The sequence below is a fragment of the Corynebacterium uropygiale genome (assembly GCF_021568315.1).
In the GTDB taxonomy this organism is placed as follows: Bacteria; Actinomycetota; Actinomycetes; order Mycobacteriales; family Mycobacteriaceae; genus Corynebacterium; species Corynebacterium uropygiale.
In genome coordinates this window covers 714,612-737,286 of sequence record NZ_JAKGSI010000001.1, presented here as the reverse complement: position 1 = coordinate 737,286, position 22,675 = coordinate 714,612, and the positions used below count along the sequence as shown (strand labels likewise).

21 protein-coding genes are annotated in these 22,675 nt (G+C 64.2%); 15 read left to right on the top strand and 6 right to left on the bottom strand.

Going from position 1 to position 22,675, the window contains the following annotated elements; translation table 11 throughout:
• From sucB to L1O03_RS03480, 8 genes are all read left to right on the top strand, one after another.
• Positions 1-1,737: 2-oxoglutarate dehydrogenase, E2 component, dihydrolipoamide succinyltransferase (gene sucB, locus L1O03_RS03515; RefSeq protein ID WP_236118016.1), on the top strand; the 1,737-nt coding region annotated here is incomplete at its 5' end.
• A 193-nt stretch (positions 1,738-1,930) separates the two neighbouring features.
• Positions 1,931-4,813 carry an aminomethyl-transferring glycine dehydrogenase gene (gene gcvP, locus L1O03_RS03510; RefSeq protein ID WP_236118015.1) on the top strand — a complete coding sequence of 961 codons (2,883 nt, stop codon included), beginning with the start codon at positions 1,931-1,933 and terminating at the stop codon, positions 4,811-4,813.
• Between the two features lie 14 nt (positions 4,814-4,827).
• Positions 4,828-5,940, top strand: coding sequence for a glycine cleavage system aminomethyltransferase GcvT (gcvT, locus tag L1O03_RS03505; RefSeq protein WP_236118014.1), 1,113 nt, complete (start codon positions 4,828-4,830; stop codon positions 5,938-5,940).
• A 20-nt stretch (positions 5,941-5,960) separates the two neighbouring features.
• A complete protein-coding gene (gcvH, locus tag L1O03_RS03500; protein WP_236118013.1) occupies positions 5,961-6,353 on the top strand; it encodes a glycine cleavage system protein GcvH in 393 nt (130 codons plus the stop codon).
• Between the two features lie 63 nt (positions 6,354-6,416).
• Complete coding sequence (gene lipB, locus L1O03_RS03495; protein WP_236118012.1) at positions 6,417-7,181, top strand: lipoyl(octanoyl) transferase LipB; 765 nt, start codon at positions 6,417-6,419, stop codon at positions 7,179-7,181.
• A 73-nt stretch (positions 7,182-7,254) separates the two neighbouring features.
• Positions 7,255-8,334, top strand: a complete 1,080-nt coding sequence (gene lipA / locus L1O03_RS03490; protein WP_236118011.1) for a lipoyl synthase — start codon at positions 7,255-7,257, stop codon at positions 8,332-8,334.
• A 27-nt stretch (positions 8,335-8,361) separates the two neighbouring features.
• A complete protein-coding gene (locus tag L1O03_RS03485) occupies positions 8,362-9,159 on the top strand; it encodes a DUF4191 domain-containing protein (protein WP_236118010.1) in 798 nt (265 codons plus the stop codon).
• Between the two features lie 109 nt (positions 9,160-9,268).
• Positions 9,269-10,888 carry an aspartate:alanine exchanger family transporter gene (locus L1O03_RS03480; RefSeq protein WP_236118009.1) on the top strand — a complete coding sequence of 540 codons (1,620 nt, stop codon included), beginning with the start codon at positions 9,269-9,271 and terminating at the stop codon, positions 10,886-10,888.
• Between the two features lie 135 nt (positions 10,889-11,023).
• Here L1O03_RS03480 and L1O03_RS03475 read toward each other — a convergent pair whose 3' ends face one another.
• Positions 11,024-11,500, bottom strand: coding sequence for an RDD family protein (locus L1O03_RS03475; protein WP_236118008.1), 477 nt, complete (start codon positions 11,498-11,500; stop codon positions 11,024-11,026).
• Positions 11,501-11,635: 135 nt separating this feature from the next.
• Between L1O03_RS03475 and glnA the strand changes: the two genes are divergently transcribed.
• The 6 genes from glnA to L1O03_RS03445 all read left to right on the top strand — a co-directional run bounded on the left by glnA (position 11,636) and on the right by L1O03_RS03445 (position 18,161).
• Entirely contained in the window at positions 11,636-13,072 is a 1,437-nt protein-coding gene (gene glnA, locus L1O03_RS03470) for a type I glutamate--ammonia ligase (protein ID WP_236118007.1), read from the top strand.
• 173 nt (positions 13,073-13,245) lie between these two features.
• Entirely contained in the window at positions 13,246-13,578 is a 333-nt protein-coding gene (locus tag L1O03_RS03465; RefSeq protein ID WP_236118006.1) for a hypothetical protein, read from the top strand.
• A gap of 96 nt (positions 13,579-13,674) precedes the next feature.
• Positions 13,675-14,514 carry a sulfurtransferase gene (locus tag L1O03_RS03460; RefSeq protein ID WP_236118005.1) on the top strand — a complete coding sequence of 280 codons (840 nt, stop codon included), beginning with the start codon at positions 13,675-13,677 and terminating at the stop codon, positions 14,512-14,514.
• 44 nt (positions 14,515-14,558) lie between these two features.
• Complete coding sequence (locus L1O03_RS03455; RefSeq protein ID WP_236118004.1) at positions 14,559-15,320, top strand: DeoR/GlpR family DNA-binding transcription regulator; 762 nt, start codon at positions 14,559-14,561, stop codon at positions 15,318-15,320.
• A 149-nt stretch (positions 15,321-15,469) separates the two neighbouring features.
• Positions 15,470-16,747, top strand: coding sequence for an MFS transporter (locus L1O03_RS03450; RefSeq protein ID WP_236118003.1), 1,278 nt, complete (start codon positions 15,470-15,472; stop codon positions 16,745-16,747).
• On the top strand, positions 16,740-18,161 hold the full coding sequence (locus L1O03_RS03445) for a mannitol dehydrogenase family protein (RefSeq protein ID WP_236118002.1): 1,422 nt from the start codon (positions 16,740-16,742) through the stop codon (positions 18,159-18,161). The genes L1O03_RS03450 and L1O03_RS03445 overlap by 8 nt, the downstream gene beginning before the upstream one ends.
• A gap of 32 nt (positions 18,162-18,193) precedes the next feature.
• Here L1O03_RS03445 and L1O03_RS03440 read toward each other — a convergent pair whose 3' ends face one another.
• The 5 genes from L1O03_RS03440 to thrC form a co-directional block, all read right to left on the bottom strand.
• On the bottom strand, positions 18,194-18,709 hold the full coding sequence (locus L1O03_RS03440; protein WP_236118001.1) for a biliverdin-producing heme oxygenase: 516 nt from the start codon (positions 18,707-18,709) through the stop codon (positions 18,194-18,196).
• A gap of 18 nt (positions 18,710-18,727) precedes the next feature.
• On the bottom strand, positions 18,728-18,838 hold the full coding sequence (locus tag L1O03_RS11595; RefSeq protein ID WP_338026115.1) for a biliverdin-producing heme oxygenase: 111 nt from the start codon (positions 18,836-18,838) through the stop codon (positions 18,728-18,730).
• Positions 18,839-18,923: 85 nt separating this feature from the next.
• Positions 18,924-19,466, bottom strand: a complete 543-nt coding sequence (locus L1O03_RS03435) for an NUDIX hydrolase (protein WP_236118000.1) — start codon at positions 19,464-19,466, stop codon at positions 18,924-18,926.
• The gene (locus L1O03_RS03430) at positions 19,463-19,627 is read right to left on the bottom strand and encodes a hypothetical protein (protein WP_236117999.1); all 165 of its coding nucleotides are present in this window, start codon (positions 19,625-19,627) and stop codon (positions 19,463-19,465) included. Before L1O03_RS03430 ends, L1O03_RS03435 begins: the two co-directional genes overlap by 4 nt.
• 67 nt (positions 19,628-19,694) lie before the next feature.
• Complete coding sequence (thrC, locus tag L1O03_RS03425; protein ID WP_236117998.1) at positions 19,695-21,140, bottom strand: threonine synthase; 1,446 nt, start codon at positions 21,138-21,140, stop codon at positions 19,695-19,697.
• Positions 21,141-21,260: 120 nt separating this feature from the next.
• Between thrC and L1O03_RS03420 the strand changes: the two genes are divergently transcribed.
• Positions 21,261-22,670: an MFS transporter gene (locus tag L1O03_RS03420; protein WP_236117997.1), complete on the top strand. Its 1,410-nt coding sequence runs from the start codon at positions 21,261-21,263 to the stop codon at positions 22,668-22,670.
• The last annotated feature ends 5 nt before the right edge of the window (positions 22,671-22,675 follow it).

Here is a 22,675-nt window from a genome sequence, read left to right as displayed (position 1 = left end):
GAGGCCAGCGAGGAGTCTGGCTCCGCCGACAGCGGTGACGCCACCGACGTCGCCATGCCGGAACTCGGCGAGTCCGTCACCGAAGGCACCATCACCCAGTGGCTCAAGGAAGTCGGCGACACCGTCGAGGTCGACGAGCCGCTGCTCGAAGTCTCCACCGACAAGGTCGACACCGAAATCCCCTCCCCCGTCGCCGGCACCCTCCTCGAGATCCTCGCCGAAGAAGACGACACCGTCGACGTCGGCGAAACCATCGCCCGCATCGGCTCCGGCTCCGCCCCCAAGGCCGAACCCAAGAAGGAGGAGCCGAAGAAGGAAGAGGAGCGCGAGGTTCCCTCCGAGGCCGCCATCCAGGAGGCCGAGTCTAAGGACCAGAACGACACCGTCGAAGAGGCCAGCGAGGAGTCTGGCTCCGCCGACAGCGGTGACGCCACCGACGTCGCCATGCCGGAACTCGGCGAGTCCGTCACCGAAGGCACCATCACCCAGTGGCTCAAGGAAGTCGGCGACACCGTCGAGGTCGACGAGCCGCTGCTCGAAGTCTCCACCGACAAGGTCGACACCGAAATCCCCTCCCCCGTCGCCGGCACCCTCCTCGAGATCCTCGCCGAAGAAGACGACACCGTCGACGTCGGCGAAACCATCGCCCGCATCGGCTCCGGCTCCGCCCCCAAGAAGGCAGAACCCAAGAAGGACGAGCCGAAGGCCGAGGCTCCCAAGGAGGAGCCGAAGAAGGAAGAGCCGAAGGCAGAGCCTGCCAAGGCTGAGAAGAAGGACGAGCCCGCGCACTCGGCCACGACCGGCAAGATGCCCTACGTGACCCCGCTGGTGCGCAAGCTCGCCGAGAAGCACAACGTGGACCTCAGCACCATCGAGGGCACCGGCGTGGGCGGACGTATCCGTAAGCAGGACGTCCTCGCCGCGGCCAAGGGCGAGGCTCCGGCCGCCAAGGAAGAGGAGACGAAGGCTCCCGCCTCCGCTGCTTCCACCAAGTCTGTTGACCCGGAGAAGGCCAAGCTCCGCGGCACCACCCAGAAGGTGAACCGCATCCGCGAGATCACGGCGAAGAAGACCGTCGAGTCCCTCCAGACCTCCGCGCAGCTGACCCAGCTCCACGAGGTGGACATGACCCGGATCGCCGAACTGCGCAAGGCCAACAAGCCGGCCTTCAAGGAGAAGTACAGCGTGAACCTCACCTACCTGCCTTTCTTCGTGAAGGCAGCGGTTGAGGCGCTGGTCTCCCACCCGAACGTCAACGCGTCCTACAACGCGAAGACGAAGGAGATGACCTACCACGAGTCGGTGAACATCGCCATCGCGGTGGACACCCCCGCCGGCCTTCTCAGCCCGGTTATCCACGACGCGCAGGACAAGAGCCTGCCCGAGCTGGCCCAGGCCATCGTGGACCTCGCGGACCGCGCCCGCAACAACAAGCTGAAGCCGAACGACCTGGCTGGTGGCACCTTCACCATCACCAACATCGGCTCCGAGGGCGCGCTCTCTGATACCCCGATCCTCGTCCCGCCGCAGGCCGGGATCATGGGCACCGGCGCGATCGTCAAGCGCCCCGTCGTCGTCACCGACGATGGCATTGACTCCATCGCGATCCGCCAGATGGTCTACCTGCCGCTCACCTACGATCACCAGATCGTGGACGGCGCGGACGCTGGCCGGTTCATGACCACCATCAAGGACCGCCTGGAGACCGCGAACTTCGAGGGCGACCTCGACCTCTAAGTCCGACACCGACGTCATGACAGACGCCTGATATCGCCGGCACTCACCCTGCAGCGGGTGCGTGCCGGCGATATTTTTCACCGCAGTACCCCCATTCGTGAAAGCCCGTCCGCCGCCCCTCGGCAGTGGTGATCGCCACCATTAAAGTGGAGGCGGATTAGTCGACACAGCCCCCTAAGGAGCACCTACTTTCATGTCACTTGCCCCCATCCAGGATCCTGCGTCTTACCTCGCGCGGCATCTCGGACCCAATCGTGAAGAAGAAAAGACGATGCTCGCCGCCGTCGGGTATCCGGACCTGGACGCCCTCCTCGACGCCACGGTCCCCCATGGACTCCGCGCCAACGGGCAGCCCTCCCTCCCTGGTGCGCTCAGCGAAGCTGATGCCCAGCTGAAACTTCGCGCCTACGCGGAAAAGAACACCATCCTCAAGGCCTTCTACGGCCAGGGCTACCACGACACGGTGACCCCGCCGGTGATCCGCCGCGGCATCCTCGAAAACCCCGCCTGGTACACCGCCTACACGCCCTACCAGCCGGAAATCTCCCAGGGCCGCCTGGAGGCGCTCCTCAACTTCCAGACCATGGTGAGCGAGCTGACGGGCCTTCCCATCGCGAACGCCTCCCTCCTCGACGAGGCATCCGCCGCCGCGGAGGCCGTGGGTCTCATGTCCCGCGCGAAGAAGAAGGGGCGCCGCGTTCTTCTCGACGCCAGGCTGCACCCGCAGGTGCTCAACGTCGCCACCAAGCGGGCGAGCGCGCTGGGCCTCGAGGTCAGCACCGAGGATCTCTCCGCGGGGCTCGTCGGCGAGGACCTTGTGGGTGTGCTCCTCGCCCAGGTGGGAACCGAGGGCGAGCTCACCGACCTCCGCCCGTACATCGACGCCGCCCATGACCGTGGTGGCCTCGCCGCCGTCGTCACAGACCTCATGGCTCTGCAGCTCATCGAGTCCCCCGGCACGCTGGGGGCGGACATCGCGGTGGGTTCCTCGCAGCGCTTCGGCGTTCCGCTCTTCTACGGGGGCCCGCACGCCGCGTTCATGGCCGTGACGGACAAGCTCAAGCGCCAGATGCCGGGCAGGATTGTCGGGGTGTCCGTCGACGCCGACGGAGCCCCCGCTTACCGGCTCGCTCTACAGACCCGTGAGCAGCACATTCGGCGGGAGCGGGCAACCTCCAATATTTGCACTGCCCAGGCGCTGCTTGCCGTGACGGCCTCCATGTATGCCGTCTATCACGGCCCGACGGGGCTCAAGGCGATTGCCTCGCGGATCCATCAGGCAGCAAGCGCCTTCGCCTCGGCGGTGAGCTCGCTGGATGGCGTCGAGCTCCTGCACGAGCACTTCTTCGACACGGTGAGCATCCGCGTCCCGGGTGAGGCGGAGACGATTCGCCGGCGCCTCGCGGAGGCCGGCTACCTCGTGCGCGTGCTCGACGGGGACTCCCTCTCGGTGTCCTTCGGCGAGTCCGCCACCCTCGGTGACGCCCACGTGCTCGCCGACGCCTGCCGCCCCGGCGCGCTCGCTCCCTTCGAGGAGAGTGTGGAGGAAGCGAAGGAGGCGCACGAGGAGCGCATCCCTGAGTCTCTGCGCCGGCAGAGCCCGACGCTCGAGCACCCGATCTTCTCCTCCATCCACTCCGAGACCCAGATGATGCGCTACATGCGGGTGCTCGCGGACAAGGATCTGGCACTGGATCGCACGATGATCCCGCTCGGCTCCTGCACGATGAAGCTCAACCCCACCGCCGGCATGGAGCCCATCAGCTGGCCGGGCTTTGCCGACATCCACCCCTACGCCCCCGATGAGTTCACGGAGGGGTGGCGCCAGCTCATCGAGGAGCTCGAAGGGTGGCTCGCCCAGATCACGGGCTATGCCAAGGTCTCCGTGCAGCCGAACTCCGGCGCGCAGGGAGAGCTCGCCGGGCTGCTCGCCATCCGCGCCTACCACGTCTCCCGGGGCGATACCCAGCGCGACATCTGCATCATCCCCCAGTCCGCCCACGGCACGAATGCGGCCTCCGCCGCGCTGGCGAACCTCCGGGTGGTCGTCGTCGCCACTGCGGAGGATGGCTCGATTGACCTGGAGGATCTGGAGGCCAAGCTGGAGAAGCATGGGGATCATGTCGCCGCGGCGATGATCACGTACCCCTCCACGCACGGCGTGTTTGAGGACACCGTGAGCACGGTGTGCCGGCGGATCCATGAGGTTGGCGGGCAGGTGTACATCGATGGGGCGAACCTCAACGCGTTGGCCGGTGTGGCCCGGCCCGGCGTCTTCGGTGGCGACGTCTCCCACCTCAACCTGCACAAGACCTTCACCATCCCGCACGGTGGCGGCGGGCCGGGCGTGGGCCCCGTGTGCGTGGCCGAGCACCTCATCCCCTTCCTCCCCGGCGACCCCAACGAGAAGGATTCCGGCGCCATCACGGCGGCGCGCTTCGGCAGTGCCGGCGTCCTGCCGATCACGTGGGCGTACCTCGCGATGATGGGTGCCGACGGCCTGGCCCAGGCCACCGCCCACGCGATCCTCGGGGCCAACTATGTGGCCGCGCGGCTCCACGAGGACTTCCCCGTCCTCTACACCGGGCAGGGCGGGCTCGTGGCCCATGAGTGCATTCTCGATCTGCGCGAGCTCACCAAGCAGTCCGGGGTCACGGCCGCGGATGTGGCCAAGCGCCTCATCGACTTTGGATTCCACGCGCCGACCCTCGCCTTCCCCGTCGCAGGCACGCTCATGGTGGAGCCCACCGAGTCCGAGGACCTCGCGGAGCTCGACCGCTTCATCGAGGCCATGCACACCATCCGCGGGGAGATCCAGGACATCATCGACGGCACGGTCGCCTACGAGGACTCCGTCATCCACCACGCGCCCTTCACCGCCGCCGCGGTGAGCGCCGACGAGTGGCCCTATTCCTTCAGCCGGACCCAGGCGGCCTGGCCCGTGAGCGGCCTGCGTCGGGCCAAGTACTTCCCCGCCGTCCGTCGTATCGACGAGGCCTATGGTGACCGCAACCTCGTCTGCTCCTGCCCACCGCCGGAGGCTTTTGACCTCGACGAGAGCCCAGAGCAGCACTAATCGAAAGGAGAACCATGAGCAAGACCACTGCCCTCTACCCGGAGCACGAGTCCCTCGGCGCCAGCTTCACCGACTTCGGCGGCTGGACCATGCCGCTGAAGTACAAGAACGAGCTGGAGGAGCACCGCGCCGTCCGCGGCGACGCCGGGCTCTTCGACCTCTCCCACATGGGTGAGCTGCGCGTGCGCGGCCCCGAAGCCGCCCGATTCCTCGACCGCGCCCTCATCTCCGCGCTCTCCTCCCTCGCGGTGGGCCGCGCGAAGTACTCCATGGCGCTCAACGACGAGGGCGGCATTATCGACGATCTCATCACCTACCGCCTGGGCGAGGAGGACTTCCTCGTCATCCCGAACGCCAGCAACAAGGACACCGTCCTAGAATCCTTCCGCCGGACGGCGGAGGGACTCGACGTCAGCATCGAGGACGCCACCGACACCACCACCCTCATCGCGGTGCAGGGTCCGCGCTCCGCCGCCCTCCTCACGAGCCTGCTCACCGAGGAGAGCGCCACCGCAGCCTCGGAGCTTCGCTACTACGCCTGGACGACGGTCACCTTCACCGATCCCGAGCTCACAGACATTCCCATCATCGCCGCCCGCACCGGCTACACCGGCGAAGACGGCTTCGAGCTCTACATTTCCGATAACCCAGAGGCCTCCCGCCGGGTGTGGACGCTCTGCCGCGAGGCAGGGGCAACCCCCTGCGGGCTCGCAGCGCGTGACTCCCTCCGGCTCGAAGCGGGAATGCCGCTCTATGGCCACGAGCTGAGCACCGAGCTCAGCCCCGCCGACGCCGGGCTGGCCGTGCTCATCGGGAAGAAGAAGGAGGAGGCCTTCGTCGGCAAGGAGGCGCTGGAGAAGAAGCCGGCCCCGAGCCGTGTTCTCGCTGGTCTTCGAGGCGAAGGACGCCGGGCCGCTCGCGAAGGCGCGGTGCTCTACACCGCCGATGGCCAGGAGGTTGGCCAGGTGACATCGGGGCAGCTCTCCCCCACTCTGGGGTATCCCGTCGCGCTGGCCTACCTGGAAAAGGAGTATTCCGACGTGGGAACTGAGCTCGAGGCCGATATTCGTGGTAAGCGTTACCCGTACGCGGTTTGCGCGACGCCCTTCTACCGCCGTGAAAAATAAGATCAGGAAGGTTTAAGATCATGGCTACTCTGCCCGAGAACTACTCGTATTCTGAGGATCACGAGTGGATCAACGCCCTCGCGGATGATGCAGCGGGCGCCACCGTCAAGGTCGGAATCACCTCCGTGGCGACGGAGCGCCTCGGCGAAGTGGTCTTTGCCGAGCTGCCCGAGGTGGGCGACGAGGTCACGGCCGGCGAACCGTGCGGCGAGGTGGAGTCCACGAAGTCCGTCTCGGACCTCTACTCCCCGGTGACCGGCACCGTCACCGCCGTCAACGACGCGGTCCACGATGACTACTCCGTCATCAACTCCGACCCCTACGAGGAGGGGTGGCTCTTCGAGGTTGAGGTCGACGAGCCCGGCCCGCTCATGGACGCCGATGACTACGCCGAGGCCAACGGCGTCGACTAGTCACACACCACCTGCCACCCGGGGAGCCAGCTCCCCGGGTGGTGGCGTACTGTGGTGCACACCATGACTGCACCGCGACAACCATTCTTCCCTGCAGATCGCTCCATCCGCGCCGACGCTGACGGGCTCCTCGACGTCCGCCGCCTCGGCGAGGTCGACTACCTCGAGGCCTGGGATCTCCAGGCGGAGCTCGCGGCCCAGCGGGCCCGCGGGGAGATTCCGGACACCGTCCTCCTCCTTCAGCACCCCAGCATCTACACCGCCGGGAAGCGCACCCAGCCCGAGGACCGACCCACGAACGGCCTGCCCGTCATCGACGTCGATCGCGGCGGCCGGATCACCTGGCACGGGCCCGGGCAGCTCGTGGCTTACCCCATCATCAAGCTGGCGGACCCGGTGGACGTCGTCGACTATGTCCGCCGCCTCGAGGAAGCACTCATCCACGTGTCCCGGGAGGTCGGGGTCACGCGCGCGGGGCGCATCGACGGGCGCTCGGGCGTGTGGGTTCCCGCCGAGGGAGAGCGCCCCGACCGAAAAATTGCCGCCATTGGTATCCGCATTACCCGCGGGGTCACCATGCACGGCATCGCCCTCAATTGCTGCAACACGCTGGAGTTTTATGATTACATCGTGCCCTGTGGCATCGACGACGCCGGCGTGAGCACCCTCAGCCAGGAACTCGCCCGGACCGTCACCGTGGAGGACATGGAAGAGCCCTTCCTCCACGCCCTCGAGGAGGTCCTCAGTGGCCGCATGACCGTGGCGGACCACACCTTCGGTTCCGCGCCCGATCCCTGCCGGGGACTGGGCCGATCCCGCCGGAGCTAGCCGTCGTCGGCACGCGGACCGCACCCCATCCCCACTCCCATCCATTCACCCGACCCTAGGTAGGCTGTCACACGTGACTACTGCACCGGAACGACGCAAGCAAGGACGCCGTCTGCTGCGCATCGAGGCGCGCAACTCTCAAACCCCCATCGAGAGCAAACCGCGGTGGATCAAGACTGCCGTGCGCACTGGCCCGGAGTATCGGGACATGAAGAATCGTGTCTCCGGCGCCTCCCTTCACACGGTGTGCCAGGAGGCCGGCTGCCCCAACATTCACGAGTGCTGGGAGTCCCGCGAGGCGACCTTCCTCATCGGTGGCGCGAACTGCTCCCGCCGGTGTGACTTCTGCCAGATCAACTCCGCGCGCCCCGAGCCGCTCGACCGGGAGGAGCCGCGCCGCGTGGCGGAGAGCGTTCGCGAGATGGGCCTCAACTACTCCACCATCACCGGCGTGACCCGCGACGACCTCGAGGACGAGGGCGCCTGGCTCTACGCGGAAGTGGTCCGCCAGATCCACGAGCTCAACCCGCATACGGGCGTCGAGAACCTCGTTCCGGACTTCTCCGGCAAGCCCGACCTCCTGCAGGAGGTCTTCGAGTCCGAGCCGGAGGTCTTCGCCCACAACCTTGAGACGGTGCCGCGCATCTTCCGCCGGATTCGGCCGGCGTTCCGCTATGAGCGCTCCCTCGACGTCATCCGGCAGGCGCGCGACTACGGGCTCATCACCAAGTCCAACCTCATCCTCGGGATGGGCGAAACCCCGGAGGAAATCCGCTCCGCCCTCGACGATCTTCACGACGCCGGCTGCGACATCATCACCATCACGCAGTACCTGCGCCCCGGCCCCCTCTACCACCCGATCGACCGCTGGGTGAAGCCGGAGGAGTTCATCGAGCACCGCGACTACGCCAAGGAGATCGGCTTCGCGGCGGTCATGTCCGGGCCTCTGGTCCGCTCCTCCTACCGGGCCGGCCGCCTCTATGCCGAGGCCATGGCATTCCACGGTCGCCCGCTGCCGGAGAACCTCAAGCACTTGGAGGAGACCTCCCAGCAGGGGACGACGGCGCAGGAGGCCTCCACCCTCCTGGACAAGTACGGCCCCTCCGCCGATACGCCCGTTGGACCCGCCGGCCGTGGGGCTGTTCGTCCCTAAAAAACCTCATCACTTATTCTTAGGATCATGGCAGACGCGAAGAAGGCAAAGGCGGCTGAGAAGGCCGCTCGTCAAGAGGAGCGCGCCGCCAAGCGCGCGAAGCGGAAGCAGACCCGCTCGCAACTGTGGCAGGCGTTCAAGCTCCAAAAGGAGCACGATAAGGCGCTCATCCCCCTCATGCTGCTCTCCGTCGTGAGTGTGGCACTGATCTTCTTCATCATTGGTTCCTTCTGGGGTGGCCAGTGGTGGATGCTCATCATGGGCATTGCGCTCGGTGTTCTCCTGGCGATGTTCATCTTCACCCGCCGCCTCGAGAACTCGATGTACGAGCGGGTGGGCAACGAGCCCGGCGCCGCCGCCTGGCGCCTCGAGAACCTGCGTAACAGCATGGGCGTGGTCTGGCGCACCAAGACGGGCGTCGCCGCCACCACCCACATGGATGCCGTGCACCGGGTGATCGGTATCCCCGGCATCGTCCTCGTGGGCGAGGGCTCCCCGCACCGCCTCAAGCCGCTCATGCGCCAGCAGCACAAGCGCCTCAACCGGCTCCTCGCGGATGTTCCGATCCACGAGATTTACGTCGGTGACGGCGAAGGCCAGGTGCCCGTGAAGAAGCTCCAGACCGCGCTGGTGAAGTTGCCCCGCGTCTACCGCAAGGACGATGTGTACAGCATCGCCGCCAAGGTGGAGGCCATGGACGGCGTGGGTGCGAGCCCCACGAGCCCGGCCGGCCTGCCCAAGGGACCGCTCCCCAAGGGCGCCAAGATGTCCGGGATGAACCGCCGCGCGCGCCGGATGAATCAGCGCCGAGGAGGCCACTCCTAAGGCCCCGCGTTCTGCAGCCCGTACCCCCCTAAAAGGCGTGGGTACGGGCTTTTTTCGAACCTTCTTTGTGGAATTGAGGACGGGGAAAAATTTCAGCACAATAAAGTGTGTGCACGTCCTCATTAACAATGAATTGCTCGCCCTCGCCGCGGTCATGGCGGTGGGGCTTCTTCTTGGCCGGATAAAGATCTTCGGCCTTCGTCTTGGGGCGGCCGCAGTTCTCTTCGTGGGCCTCGGGCTCTCCACGATCGAACCGCAGATTTCCATCCCGCCCATCGTCTACGTCATCGGCCTTGCCCTCTTCGTCTACGCGATTGGCCTCGCTAGCGGGCCGGCGTTCTTCACCTCGCTGAAGTCCAGCGGCCTGAGGAACAACGCCCTCGCGCTCTCGGTCATTTTCCTCACCGCAGCCGCGACGTTTGGCCTGGTCAAACTCTTCGATCTCGACGCCGCCGCCGGCGCCGGCGCCTTCACAGGCGCCACCACCAACACCCCCGCGATGGCCGCCATCGTCGATACCCTCCCCTCCCTCATCAAGGACTCCGAGCAGCTCACGCTCGTCTCCGAGGTGCCGGTCATCGCCTATTCGCTGGCCTACCCGCTGGGTGTCTTCGTGGTCATCCTCGTCATCGCGGCGGGGGCCAAGATCTTCAAGGTCGATCACCGCAAGGAGGCACAGGAGGCCGGCGTCGCGGAGCAAACGCTCTACAGCCATCTCCTCAAGATCACGCATCCCACGCCCCCGTCGGTCTTTGACATCCCGAAGGTCCTCGGCGTGGAGGTCATCATCTCCCGTATCGAGCGCAACGGGGTCCAGTTTGTACCCGGGGCTGGGGAGCGCCTCGACGTCGGTGACATCGTCACCATCGTGGGCCCCCAGGCCGACCTCCAGGCCGCGGAGCAGGAGCTCGGCATCATTGTCGACGGCAACCCCTACCACGATGGGTCCCTGGATTATCGGCGCATCTTCGTCTCCTCCCCCGAGGTCGTGGGGATCCCCCTCCAGGTTCTCAGCCGGATGAAGCCGGGGATGCTCATCACCCGTGTCCGCCGCGGGGATGATGACCTCGTGGCGAGCTCGGACATGACCCTTCAGCTTGGGGACCGGGTCCGCGTCGTCGCGGAGCACAACCAGATCAAGGAAATCACGAAGTTCTTCGGTGACTCCTACAAGCGGCTCTCGGACGTCAACCTGCTTCCCCTCGTGCTTGGTTTGGTGCTGGGCATCATGCTCGGCATGATCGCTATCCCCCTTCCGGGTGGGGCCGCGCTGAAGCTTGGCAACGCAGGCGGCCCTCTCGTTGTGGGGTTGATCCTCGGCGCCCTCACCCGGACGGGCAAGTTTGTCTGGCAGATCCCCTATGGCGCGAGCCTCACAATCCAACAGCTCGGCATGACGCTCTTCCTCGCCGCCATTGGTACGACGGCCGGCGCCGGATTCCGCCAGGCCCTCTCCGACTCCTCCTCGCTCTCCATCATCGCGGTGGGCGCGATCATCACGCTGCTTGTCTCCGTGCTCACGGTGCTCATCGGGCACCGCGTGCTCAAGATCCCCTATGGGGAGGTGGCCGGCATCCTCGCCGGAACGCAAACCCAGCCGGCGGTACTCAGCTACGTGGCCGATGCCGCGCGTAATGAGCTGCCGGCGCGCGGGTACACGTCGGTCTATCCGATCTCGATGATCGGCAAGATCATCGCGGCGCAGATCCTCGTATTCCTCCTCTTCTAGCCGGTGGTCTCGGCGCTTCGACCCCGTCGACCCAGACCCCGGCGTCCTTAGCACACACAACACCCCGCGACGCACATGCTTCGCGGGGTGTGTTCGTGTTGTGGTCTGGGTGGGCCGAGTCGACGCCCGGCCGGCCTAGCCCAGGATGACGCTGGTTCCGGTGGCGCGGTCGTGGAGGCCGCGGCCGTCGGAATCCATGATGACCGGCGGGAAGAGGAGGGCGGTAAAGACGGAGCGCAGGAGCGCTCGAACGAATCCGACGCGGGTGCCCGGCACGTCGGTGCGCGCGATGCCCATCTTGAAGAGGGCCTGGCCGGGGGTGCGGGCAAAGAGCCAGCCCGTGATGGTGCCGAGGATCGGGAAGAGTAGCCAGGTGGTGGTGGCGATGTCCCCGAACATGTGGGTCATCCGGGTGATGAGGAAGGCGATGGCCCAGCAAATCCACCAATCCACCAGCATGCCTCCCACGCGGCGCATGACCGAGGCCAGGGAGCCCGGCCCGCTCTTGGGGAGCCCGAGCTTCTCGCCGGGCCAGCGGCCGGGAGCATCAGGATCGTCTCGCTCACCGGGAATCTGCGGCCCTTCGATCCAACTGCGCTTGGGTTGTGCCATATCCTGCCCATCTCATCTGCGATGACGTCGGTGGAGGCATCTGAAATCACTCAGACACCAAATATTGATAGAACGATAGAAAAAGGGTTACACTAGGAACCGTACTTCATACTACTCGCCCGTTTAGGAGAGATCATGGCCTTTAGCAGCGCCGAAGATGTACTTCAGTTCATCAAGGATGAAGACGTCGAGTTCGTCGACGTTCGTTTCACCGACGTCCCCGGCATCGAGCAGCACTTCTCTATTCCTGCTTCCTCCCTCGACGAGGACACCCTGGAAGAAGGCCTCGCGTTCGACGGCTCTTCGGTGCGCGGATTCACCACCATTGATGAATCCGACATGAACCTTCTTCCCGACCTGGCCACGGCCCGTCTGGATCCCTTCCGCAAGGCGAAGACCTTGAACATCAAGTTCTTCGTTCATGATCCGTTCACCCGTGAGCCCTTCTCCCGCGACCCGCGCAACGTCGCCCGCAAGGCCGAGGAGTACCTCGCCTCCACTGGGATCGCCGACACCTGCTTCTTTGGCCCGGAGGCGGAGTTCTACCTCTTCGATTCCGTCCGCTACTCCGCCGACATTAACGAGGGCTTCTACCACGTCGACTCCGACGAGGGCTGGTGGAACCGCGGCAAGGAGACCACCGTCGACGGCTCCCCCAACCTGGGGTACAAGACCCGCCTCAAGGGCGGCTACTTCCCGGTCCCGCCCTATGACAAGACGATGAACCTGCGCGATGACATGGCGCGCAACCTCGCCAACGCTGGCTTCGACATCGAGCGCTTCCACCACGAGGTGGGCACCGGCGGCCAGCAGGAGATCAACTACAAGTTCAACACGCTGCTCCACGCCGCGGATGATCTCCAGTCCTTCAAGTACATCATCAAGAACACTGCCGCCCAGGCCGGCAAGGTCGCGACCTTCATGCCGAAGCCGCTGGCCGGCGACAACGGCTCCGGCATGCACGCCCACATGTCCCTCTGGAAGGACGGGCAGCCCCTCTTCCACGATGAGGCCGGCTACGGCGGACTCTCCGACCTGGCCCGCTACTTCATCGGCGGCCTCCTCGAGCACGCGGGCGCGGTCCTGGCGTTCACCAACCCGACCCTGAACTCCTACCACCGCCTGGTCCCGGGCTTCGAGGCCCCGATCAACCTCGTCTACTCGCAGCGCAACCGCTCCGCCGCGGTCCGCATCCCGATCACGGGCTCCAACCCGAAGGCCAAGCGCATCGAGTTCCGCGCCCCGGACCCCTCGGGCAACCCCTACCTCGGCTTCGCCGCCATGATGATGGCTGGCCTCGACGGCATCAAGAACCGCATCGAGCCGCACGCCCCGGTGGACAAGGACCTCTACGAGCTTCCGCCGGAGGAGGCCAAGTCGATCCCGCAGGCCCCCACCACCCTGGAGGCCTCCCTCGACGCCCTGGCCAAGGACAACGAGTTCCTCACCGAAGGCGACGTCTTCACCGAGGACCTCATCGACACCTACGTCCAGCTCAAGTGGGATAACGAGATCATGCCGAACCGCCTGCGCCCGACCCCGCAGGAGTTCGAGATGTACTTCGACTGCTAATTCCCGCGACTCGGTAGAGATCACACCCCGCCTGGTGTTTGCGCCAGTGCGGGGTGTCGTGGTGTTCGCAGCCGTGTTCGCGGCCGCGGGCTGTGCTGGGATCAAGGTCCACCCTGCCCGCTAACCGGCCCATCTCCGAACACTCGCCCGTCACAACCGCCTTCGCCGAGGCGGTGGAGAAAGTCAACGAGATCCTCAGCGCCGCCGGTATCAGCGCATCCGATGAAGCCCAAAAGAGCGCCATCCGCGCCTGCTACGGCAAGCTCATCGAAGACAAACGGATCCAAGACATCGCCAGTGAAAACGACGCACACCAACTGGCAGCCGCATCAGCTTTCCAGCAAAAGGGCCTCCTGGCCTTGCTGGGATCCGCGCAAGAGTCCCAAGAGGTCTACACCGCCTTGTCCTCGGACATGGACAACGTCGACACCGTGCTCCAAGCTCTGGCTGCCCTGCTGGTTGCTGCGTCCAATGACGCACGCGTGAAAAAGGAGCTGGAAAGCTAACGATCCCACGGACAACACGGACACCGCAGCCCACCCCACCCCCGCCTCTCACACTAGTGGGCGGGGGTTTCGAAATCCTTTCGGTATCCTGCAGCCATGACTTCCTCCACCATGACACCCCTCGTCACCGTCTCCTGGCTGCACGACCACCTCCACGACGACAACCTCATCATCCTCGACGCCAGCATCGGCGATTTCCGACATGCTTCAGAGAAAATTCCCGGCGCACTCGCCATGGACATCGACGGCGAGTTCTCCGACCACTCCACCGACGTCCCCCACACCATGATCTCCGCGGAGGCCTTCCAAGAACTCGCCCGCGCCCTCGGCGTCACGGATGATTCCACCATCGTCATCTACGACACCCAAGGAATGTTCTCCGCCGCGCGGGGATGGTGGATGTGGAAGTCCATGGGGTGCACCACCGTCGCCGTCCTCGACGGCGGCTTCCCCACCTGGAAGGCCGCCGGCCTACCGACCACCAGCGGCGCTCCCCGCACCGAGCGGGAAGACGGCACCCCCGAGGGCACCTTCCACGCCCAGTACCACCCGGAGTTCTTCGTCTCCGCCCAGGACGTCCTAGCGGCGCTTAAGGACGACCACACCGTGGTCCTCGACGCCCGCTCCGCCGGCCGCTTCGCCGGCACCGATCCCGAACCTCGCGAGGGACTACGCTCAGGACACATGTCAGGGGCCGTGAACCTCCCGTTCACAGAGGTTCAGCAGGACGGCATCATGCTATCCCCCGATCAGCTCTCCGCACTGTTTGATGAGAAAGCCGACGGTGCGCCACGCACCATCACCAGCTGTGGCTCCGGAGTCACGGCGTGTGTACTCGCACTGGCGGCCACACTCGCTGGCCGAGAAGATATCGCGGTGTACGACGGCTCCTGGAGCGAGTGGGGGCGCCCCGGCGAACTACCAGTGGTGCAGTAGTTTGCATCCAGCCCAGCTGTTGGATACCTCATAAAGGTGTGGACATGAGGAAGAGACAACAGGATGTACTCGCATTCATTCGCAGCAACACCGAGGTCAGCGTTGCCGAGCTGGGCCCACAATTCGGGGTGTCCATGGAGACGATCCGTCGCGACCTGCGTGTTCTTGAAGAGCGCGGCGACATTGAACGCACTTATGGCCGCGTGCGGGCCGTCGGATCCTCCCTGTTCGAGATCCCTCACACCCTCCGCCAAGACCGCAACATCGGAGAAAAGAGGCGGATCGCGACGGCGGCCCTTGATGCTCTTGACGATGCCTCCACCATCTTCATCGACGAGGGACACCTGCCCTATTTGCTGGCCCTCGCTTTACCACGGGAACGCGAACTAACAGCCGTCACCTCCTCCCTGCCCACAGCCCAGGCACTGGCTACCCTGCCGAAGGTGACGTCCATTGTGCTAGGCGGGGTTGTCCGCGGGATCTCTTTTGGGGTGATCGACCACTGGGCAGTCACCATGTTAGAGAGCATGAACATTGACGTCGCGTTCATCGGGGCCAATGGAATCGACAGCGATGGCTGGCTGTCCACACCAAATCCACAAGTTGCCAGCGTGAAGAAGAAAGCGATCGAACAAGCCCGACGGCGGGTTTTCATTGGCGATCACTCGAAATTTGATGCCCGATCTTTCGTCCGCTTCGCGCATATCTCGAGCTTCCACCGCATCATTACTGGCGCTGAGCTGCGGGAATCTACTGCTCGCCGGTATAGTCGCTGGGACGTACCCCTCCACCGGGTAGAGCAATAGCCGCTCTCTGCTGCCTTACTCCAGCTCTGGCCCCACGTCCACAACAGTCACTAACCGGTCACAACCGGGCAGATAATAGTCATGCTGCTATCTAGGACACAGAGTCATAATCACAGTGTCCGCTTTCATAGAGTGCTCAGGAGCGCAGCATGACCTCACACACTCTTTCCGAGTTCGCACAGAAGACCCGGTTCCCTCTCGAGGCTGGCGTCGGGTTGTTCTTTGTGGTGCTCTTCGTCATTGGCGACGGCATCGAAGCTGTCTGGATCACCGACTTCTTCCACACTGAAGTTGGCTTTAGCGTCGGACAGTCTTCAGCCATTTACACCTGTTATGGCATCATCGTAGCGTTTGCAGCTTTTCTCTCGGGAGCCCTCTGTGACGCTATCAGCCCCCGGCGCGTTATGTTCATGGGGCTCGCATCCTTCCTGATTTTTGACGCCCTCTTTATCGTCGTCGGTATCCCCTCCGGAAACATCGTCCTCTTGATGATCCTTTATGGCATGCGCGGTTTCGGCTACCCGATGCTCGCCTACGGATTTCTCACCTGGATGATGCTTATTACGCCAAAGGCGCGCCAGTCCTCCGCATCCGGGTGGTTCTGGTTTGCGTTCTCCCTGGGTATGCAAACCATCGGTGCTTGGCTTTCTTCCATATTGCTTCCAGGGTTTGGTGCCATCATGACGCTGTGGTTCGGTTTTGGACTTGCGGTTATCGGTGGCATAGGAACTATGTGGTTCTTGAGGCATCAGCCCTCCTCCTACCAGAGCAAGGGCGTTCACGTCGTCAGCGCGCTGAGCTCCGCTGTATCTATTGTGTGGCGGCGTCCGAAGGTCGGCATTGGCGGCATCATTAAGATTATTAACCTCTCCGGTCAATACGGACTTCAGGCCTATTATCTGGTCTATATCCAACGGGTCCACCACATGCCAGAAGGAACCGCGATCACCCAATTCACTATCTTCGGCGTGGCCTGCATTATCGGTGACGTCGTGTGGGGCATCGTGGGCGATCGCTTCGGGTGGCAGCGCACCCTGCAGCGCGCCGCTACCCCACTGTGCGCCATCGCTTTGGTGTACCTCTACCTGATTCCCCACTGGGCGGGGCCGAATGCCTTCCTCGTGGCACTCGGCATGATCACTATGGGTATTGGGCTCTCCGCTCACGTCCCCACGACCCCCTTGGTCATGGCTCACTCCGACACCGAGTCCGCTAATGCCCTGTCGATTCTCAATCTCGGTGCAGGCCTCGGTGCTTTTGTCGGCCCCGCCATTGTCACCGTCCTTGTTGACCGCGCGGGCTATGGCGCCGTTGCTTATTCTCTCGCCGCGCTCTATGTCTTGTCATTCTTTCTGCTCTTCTTTGTGAAGCACCCAGCAGACCCCTACTACCAGAAAACCAATACGGAAAGGACTTCTCATGTCTAAGAATATTGTTCATTTCGGTGTCGGGAATTTCCATCGTGCTCACCAGGCCGTCTATCTACAAGACCTTCACGACAAGGGTGAAGCCCAGGAGTGGCGCATCATTGGTGTCGGTGTGCTCGATCACGACCGCGCAATGAAAGATGCCTTAGCGGCACATGGTTACCGCTACTCCCTTGTTCTCAAGGCGCCCTCTGGAGAATGGACGCGCCGGGAAATCCGCAGTATCACCGATATGCTCGTCGCCCCTGATGAACCACAAGCAGTCCGCGACCTCCTGGCCTCCCCCGAGACTGCTCTCGTCACCCTCACCATTACCGAAGGCGGCTACAACATCAACGATGAGACGGGTGAGTTCCGTCGTCATTCCCCCGCAGCCATGAGGGATGCCGAGGACCCCGAGCACCCCACCACCGTCTTCGGGTACATCGTTCAGGCTCTCCGCCGGCGTCGCACCACTGGCTTGCCACCTTTTACCGTGTTGTCCTGCGACAATCTCCCCGGCAATGGAGCTATTGTGCGTTCGGCGGTCCTCGCGCAGGCTGAAATGAGTGACCCCGAGCTGGCCGAGTGGATCGCCAACCACGTTGCGTTTCCGAACTCCATGGTGGACCGGATTACCCCAGTCACAACCTCCCAGGTGAGGGAGGAAATCACTACCCGCTACGGCATCGAGGAGCAGTGGCCTGTCAGCGCCGAACCTTTCTGTCAATGGGTCATCGAGGACAATTTCTGCCATGAGCGGCCGGCTTTCGAGCATGTCGGCGCAGATCTGGTCAAGGATGTTCAGCCTTATGAGCTCATGAAGCTGCGTCTGCTTAACGCCTCCCACCAGATCCTTGCTCACCTTGGCCGCCCCCTCGGGCTCACCTTTGCTCACGAGGCTGCCACCGATCCCGATATCGTCGCTTTCACCCGCCTCTATCTGAAACGTGAGGCCTGCCCCACCTTAGCCACCCTTCCAGGATGTGACGTTGAGGCATACATCGACACTCTCTTTGAACGCTTTGCCAATGCCGCCATCGCCGATACATTGGCCCGCCTTGCTCAGGATGCCTCGGATCGTATGCCGAAGTTCATACTCGGCACCATTCGGGACAACATTGACGCTGGGCGCGCTATTGACCTTGGTGCCGGCGTCTGCGCAGCGTGGGCATACGGATGCCGGGGGATGACAGAGAATGGAGAGGAACTCCCCGTCGAGGACTCCCATGCCGAAGAACTGGTATCAGCCGCGAAAGCCGCCGACCATGGAGAAACTCTCGCGTTCGCGCACATCAGCTCGGTTTTCGGTGATCTAGCCGTTGACCCAGCATTCAGCGCGGCCTATACCGACGCCTACGAGAGCCTACAGACCCTCGGCATGCGCGCCTGGATCCGCAGCTTCAGCGAGGCCGTTTCCCGCCCCTCCGCATAGCCTCGGCGCCAGCCATGGCCGGCGCCTGGGACTCAGCGGCTACAAATCCGCTCCCCCACCGCGCGGAAAACGTCGATGTTGAAGCGGAATGCCTCAGCTGCGGCGGACAGCATGCGCTCCCGCTCCTCCTGGGTGAGCTTCAGCGAGTCGAGCGCCTCCCGGTAACGATCCCGGTAGGGCTTGATGGCACCGATGTCGGAGAAGTCGTAGAACGTCAGGGCCGAGCGGGGCACCCCGTAGAGTTGTTCCATCTTGCGGGCAATGACCTGCCCGCCCGCAAGGTCCCCCAGGTAGCGCACATAGTGGTGGGCGATAATACTCGCCGCATCCGCCTCATTGGCGGCCTTGTCCACCGTCAGGATGTACCGCAGCGTCGCGGCACACGGGGCAACATCAGCCTCCGCCCCGAGCGCCGCGAGGTCGGCACGCAACCGCTGCACGCGGCTCAGCGCCGGATCCCCGATGGCTGCCACTCGCGGGTCATCGCTGAGAAGCTCCACGGCCCTCTCCAGGGTCGTGTACACGTGGAGCATCTGCTGCTGGAGCACGATGATCGCGTCGGCGTCTTAATCCCCGGCGAGGAGCTGATTCATAAAGGAAGAATGCTCGGCCTCGCGGTGGGCGTTGGCCGTCTCCTCGCGGAGGGCAACGGATAACGGACGGCAGCTAATGCTCATGGGGTACTCCCTCTCCTTTAATCACGGGCTTCTACCCCGCAATGTAGTGCAGCCTTACCTGAGAGGGAAGAGGTATGGCAAAAAATCAATCCTTTGGATGAGTCGATCTCTTGTGGTAGCCCATGCGCGGCCGGTAACCCGCGGGACGCTTCATCTGCGCAACAGCGTCAGCAATGATGAGCCGGAAGCGCGGCTTCATCGGCGGCAGCTGCGAAATAGTGAACCAGCCGACGTCGATGTTCTCGTCGTCGTTGACGCGGGGGCGGGCGTCGCCGATCTGGCTCAGCCGCATGGAGGTGTCCAGGAAATACGCCTGGTCACCATTAGGGAAGGTCACCGGCCCCACCTGCCCAACACCGAGCAGCGCCTCCACGCGGGCATCGATCCCCGCCTCCTCCCAGACCTCGCGCACGGCGGTGTCGTCGGGCTCGTCCCCCGGCTCGATGATCCCCGTGATCGGAGTCCACTCCTCCGAGTCCTTCCTCTTCACGAGGAGCACGTCGGGAACTTCCCACACCGCAGCGCCCGGCGGCACATCGCGGACCACAACGGCCGTCACCCCACCCATGTAGAGCGGATCATGCCCCACCTTTTCCCGAAGGGCGAGCACGAACTCCGGCGTCGTCATGAGGCATCCTCGCCCTCGGACTCCGGGGAGAGCGACGCCGCCTCCTCAGCCTCCTTCTTCGCTGCGACCTGAGCGGCAGCTTCACGACGGATAGCTGCTGCAAAAGCTGCCGGATCAAACTCCTCCCCATTCTGGTAGGGAGAGAACGTTTCCTGCGCCATGATGTGATCTCCTCTCGTGGCGTGTCGGGACAGGAGCCTGCGGCACCGATGCCGATGGCCAGGCTGCCTAGCGCACCTCGGTCTGCTCGATACACTCCCGAATGTAGGACTTGACGGTGTCAGCGTCATTCGGCAGATCCTTGACCTTGCGCGGCGCGTCGAGGATCCCGGCGAAGCGCTCGGGAACGTGCGGTTCAGTGCCGGTGGCCTCCTTGATCGTCTCCGCGAACTTCACGGGCAGCGCGGTCTCCAGGCACACGATCGGAGAATCGATCTCCGCGGACCAGGTGCGAGCGGCCATGATGCCATCCGCGGTATGCGGATCCACAAGAACGCCGTAGCGTTCCCGAATGTCGCGGATGGTCGCCAGGCGATCCTCGTGGGTCGAGCGCGCCGAGAGGAAACCCCAGTGCTCGGCAATCTCCGGGAAGACGGGATCCTCCGCAAGGCTAAAGCCGCCCTGCGGCACCTGCGTGCCGAAGAGGTCGCGGGTCCGGTCGGCATCGCGGCCCAGCACGTCGAAAATGAAGCGCTCAAAGTTGGAGGCCCGAGAAATGTCCATGGAGGGGCTGGACGTTGCCTGGGTTTCCGCCGCGGAGCGCGGCCGATAGTGACCGGTGCGGAAGAACTCATCAAGGACGTCGTTTTCGTTGGTCGCGACGATTAGCCGATCGATGGGAACACCCATGCAGCGGGCAATGTGCCCAGCGCAGATGTCGCCAAAGTTGCCCGTAGGGACGGAGAAACTCACCTTCTCCTCGTTGGAGCGGCTCACCCGCAGCCAGCAGGCGACGTAGTAGACGACCTGGGCGAGCAGTCGGGCCCAGTTGATCGAATTCACCGCGCCGATACGATACTCGCGCTTGAAGTCGGCGTCCGCGGAGACTGCCTTGACTACATCCTGGCAGTCGTCGAAGACACCGTCGAGGGCGATGTTGTAGATGTGTGCATCATCGAGACCGAACATCTGCGCCTGCTGGAAGGGGGTCATGCGCCCCGCGGGGGTGAGCATGAACACGCGGATACCCCGGCGCCCGCGCATCGCGTATTCCGCGGAAGACCCCGTGTCCCCGCTCGTCGCGCCGAGGATATTCATGGTTTCCCCGCGGCGGTCGAGCTCATACTCGAAGAGCTGGCCAAGCAACTGCATGGCCATATCTTTGAACGCGGCCGTCGGCCCCTCCGACAGGTGCCCGATAAAAAGGCCCTCCCCAAGCTCCGTCACGGGGACGATTGCCGGATCAGCAAACGTGGGGGTGCGATACGCCCTCGCGGTGATCGCGCGGAGATCCTCGGCCGGGATGTCGTCAATAAAAAGGCGGAGAATCTCTGCCGCTAGAGCGTGATATCCGCCCTCGTGCAGAATTCCACGCCATTCCTCCAACGTGGCGGATGTAACGTGTGGATAGTTTTCAGGAAGATAGAGTCCGCCATCCGGCGCAAGGCCGCCGAGAAGGATATCTGTAAAGGCCATGGGGGTTGCGGACGCGTCACGAGTCGAAAAATACTGCACGGGTCCAGATTACAAGTTGGGACGCGCATCACCGCATTGCGCTCTCCTCGCGGCGCCGGCAGACCCGAATAAGGGCGGGTACATTTGGGGCGTTTCCTTCAGCAAATTAAGCTTTTTCACATGAGATCCACGCCACCATCCCGGAACAACTCGCCTCACCCACAGGATGTTGTCACCACCCGAGCGTTGATCGTCTGGTCTGCCGCAGCGATTCTCTACATGATCGCCATCACCGGCCGGACCAGCTTCGGAGTCGCCGGGCACGACGCGATCCTCCGCTTCCAGGTCGATGCCTCACGCATCGCCGTGTTCACGGCCGTGCAGCTGGGCGTCTACGCCTTCGCGCAGATCCCGATGGGCATGCTCATCGACCGCTTCGGGCCGCGCAAGCTCCTCCTCATCGGCGCGGTCATTATGGGCGTGGGTCAGATCCTCCTGGGGCTCACCACGTCGTATGGGGTCGCGATTGGCGCGCGCGTCCTCATCGGGGCGGGGGATGCGACGGCATTCCTCGCCGTCATGCGCCTTCTCCCCTATTGGTTCCCGCTGAAAAAGACCCCCATCTTCACTCAGCTGTCTGCGTCGATTGGGCAGATGGGCCAGTTCATCTCCGCCGTGCCCTTCCTCGCCCTCCTTCAGGGTGCGGGCTGGACGTGGGCTTTCGTGAGCCTCGGGGCTGTGGGCATTCTCATCGCCATCGCGGCGGCGGTGCTCGTGGCCGATAGCCCCGAGTACGTGCCCAGCTCCCAGCGCAATGCCAAGGCGAAGCTGCGCACGCGGATTCTCCAGCCGATCCTCCACCCGACGACGATCCACCTCCCCCACCTCCACTGGGGCCGCAGGATTCGTCTCCGCATGGGGCTTCGCACCCAGATCCGCAAGGTGGGCTCCCAGGCGGTGTGCTGGCAGGCCTTCTTCACCCACGGCACCGCCATGCTTCCCCAGCTCATCTTCACCATGCTGTGGGGTGTGCCCCTCATGACGATGGGCATGGGGCTGAGCACCGCGCAGGTCGGGCTGCTGCTCACGGTGAACACGGTGAGCTCCGTGGTCTGCGGTCCCCTCATGGGCATCATCTCCGCCCGGTTGGGGCAGAAGCGTGACCTCGCGGGCGTTGTCATCGTCGTCTTCCTCGCCGCGGCCTGGGTGATCTTCTTCCTCCCCAGCCAGCCGCGCGGATTCCTCGCCGCCCTCGTGATCAACGTCGTGACCGCCGGCTGCGCGCCGATCTCCAACTACGGTTTCGACTACGTCCGGGAGGACCTCCAGCCGGCCATCGTCGCCACGGGAACCGGCCTGGGCAACATGGGCGGCTTCCTCGCCGGAATGGTGACGGCGCAGCTCATGGGCTTCCTGCTCGACTTCTCCTCCGAGACCACCGAGTACCAGTGGGGAGACTTCCGCATCGCGTGGCTGGGTGTGCTCGGCATGTGGGGGCTGGGCATGGTGGGCCTCTTCTTCGCCCGACGCAGGCGCCTCGCCACCGCGCGCCCTGCCGTTCGCTACGTCGAGCAGAGCGAGGAGGACTAGAAGCC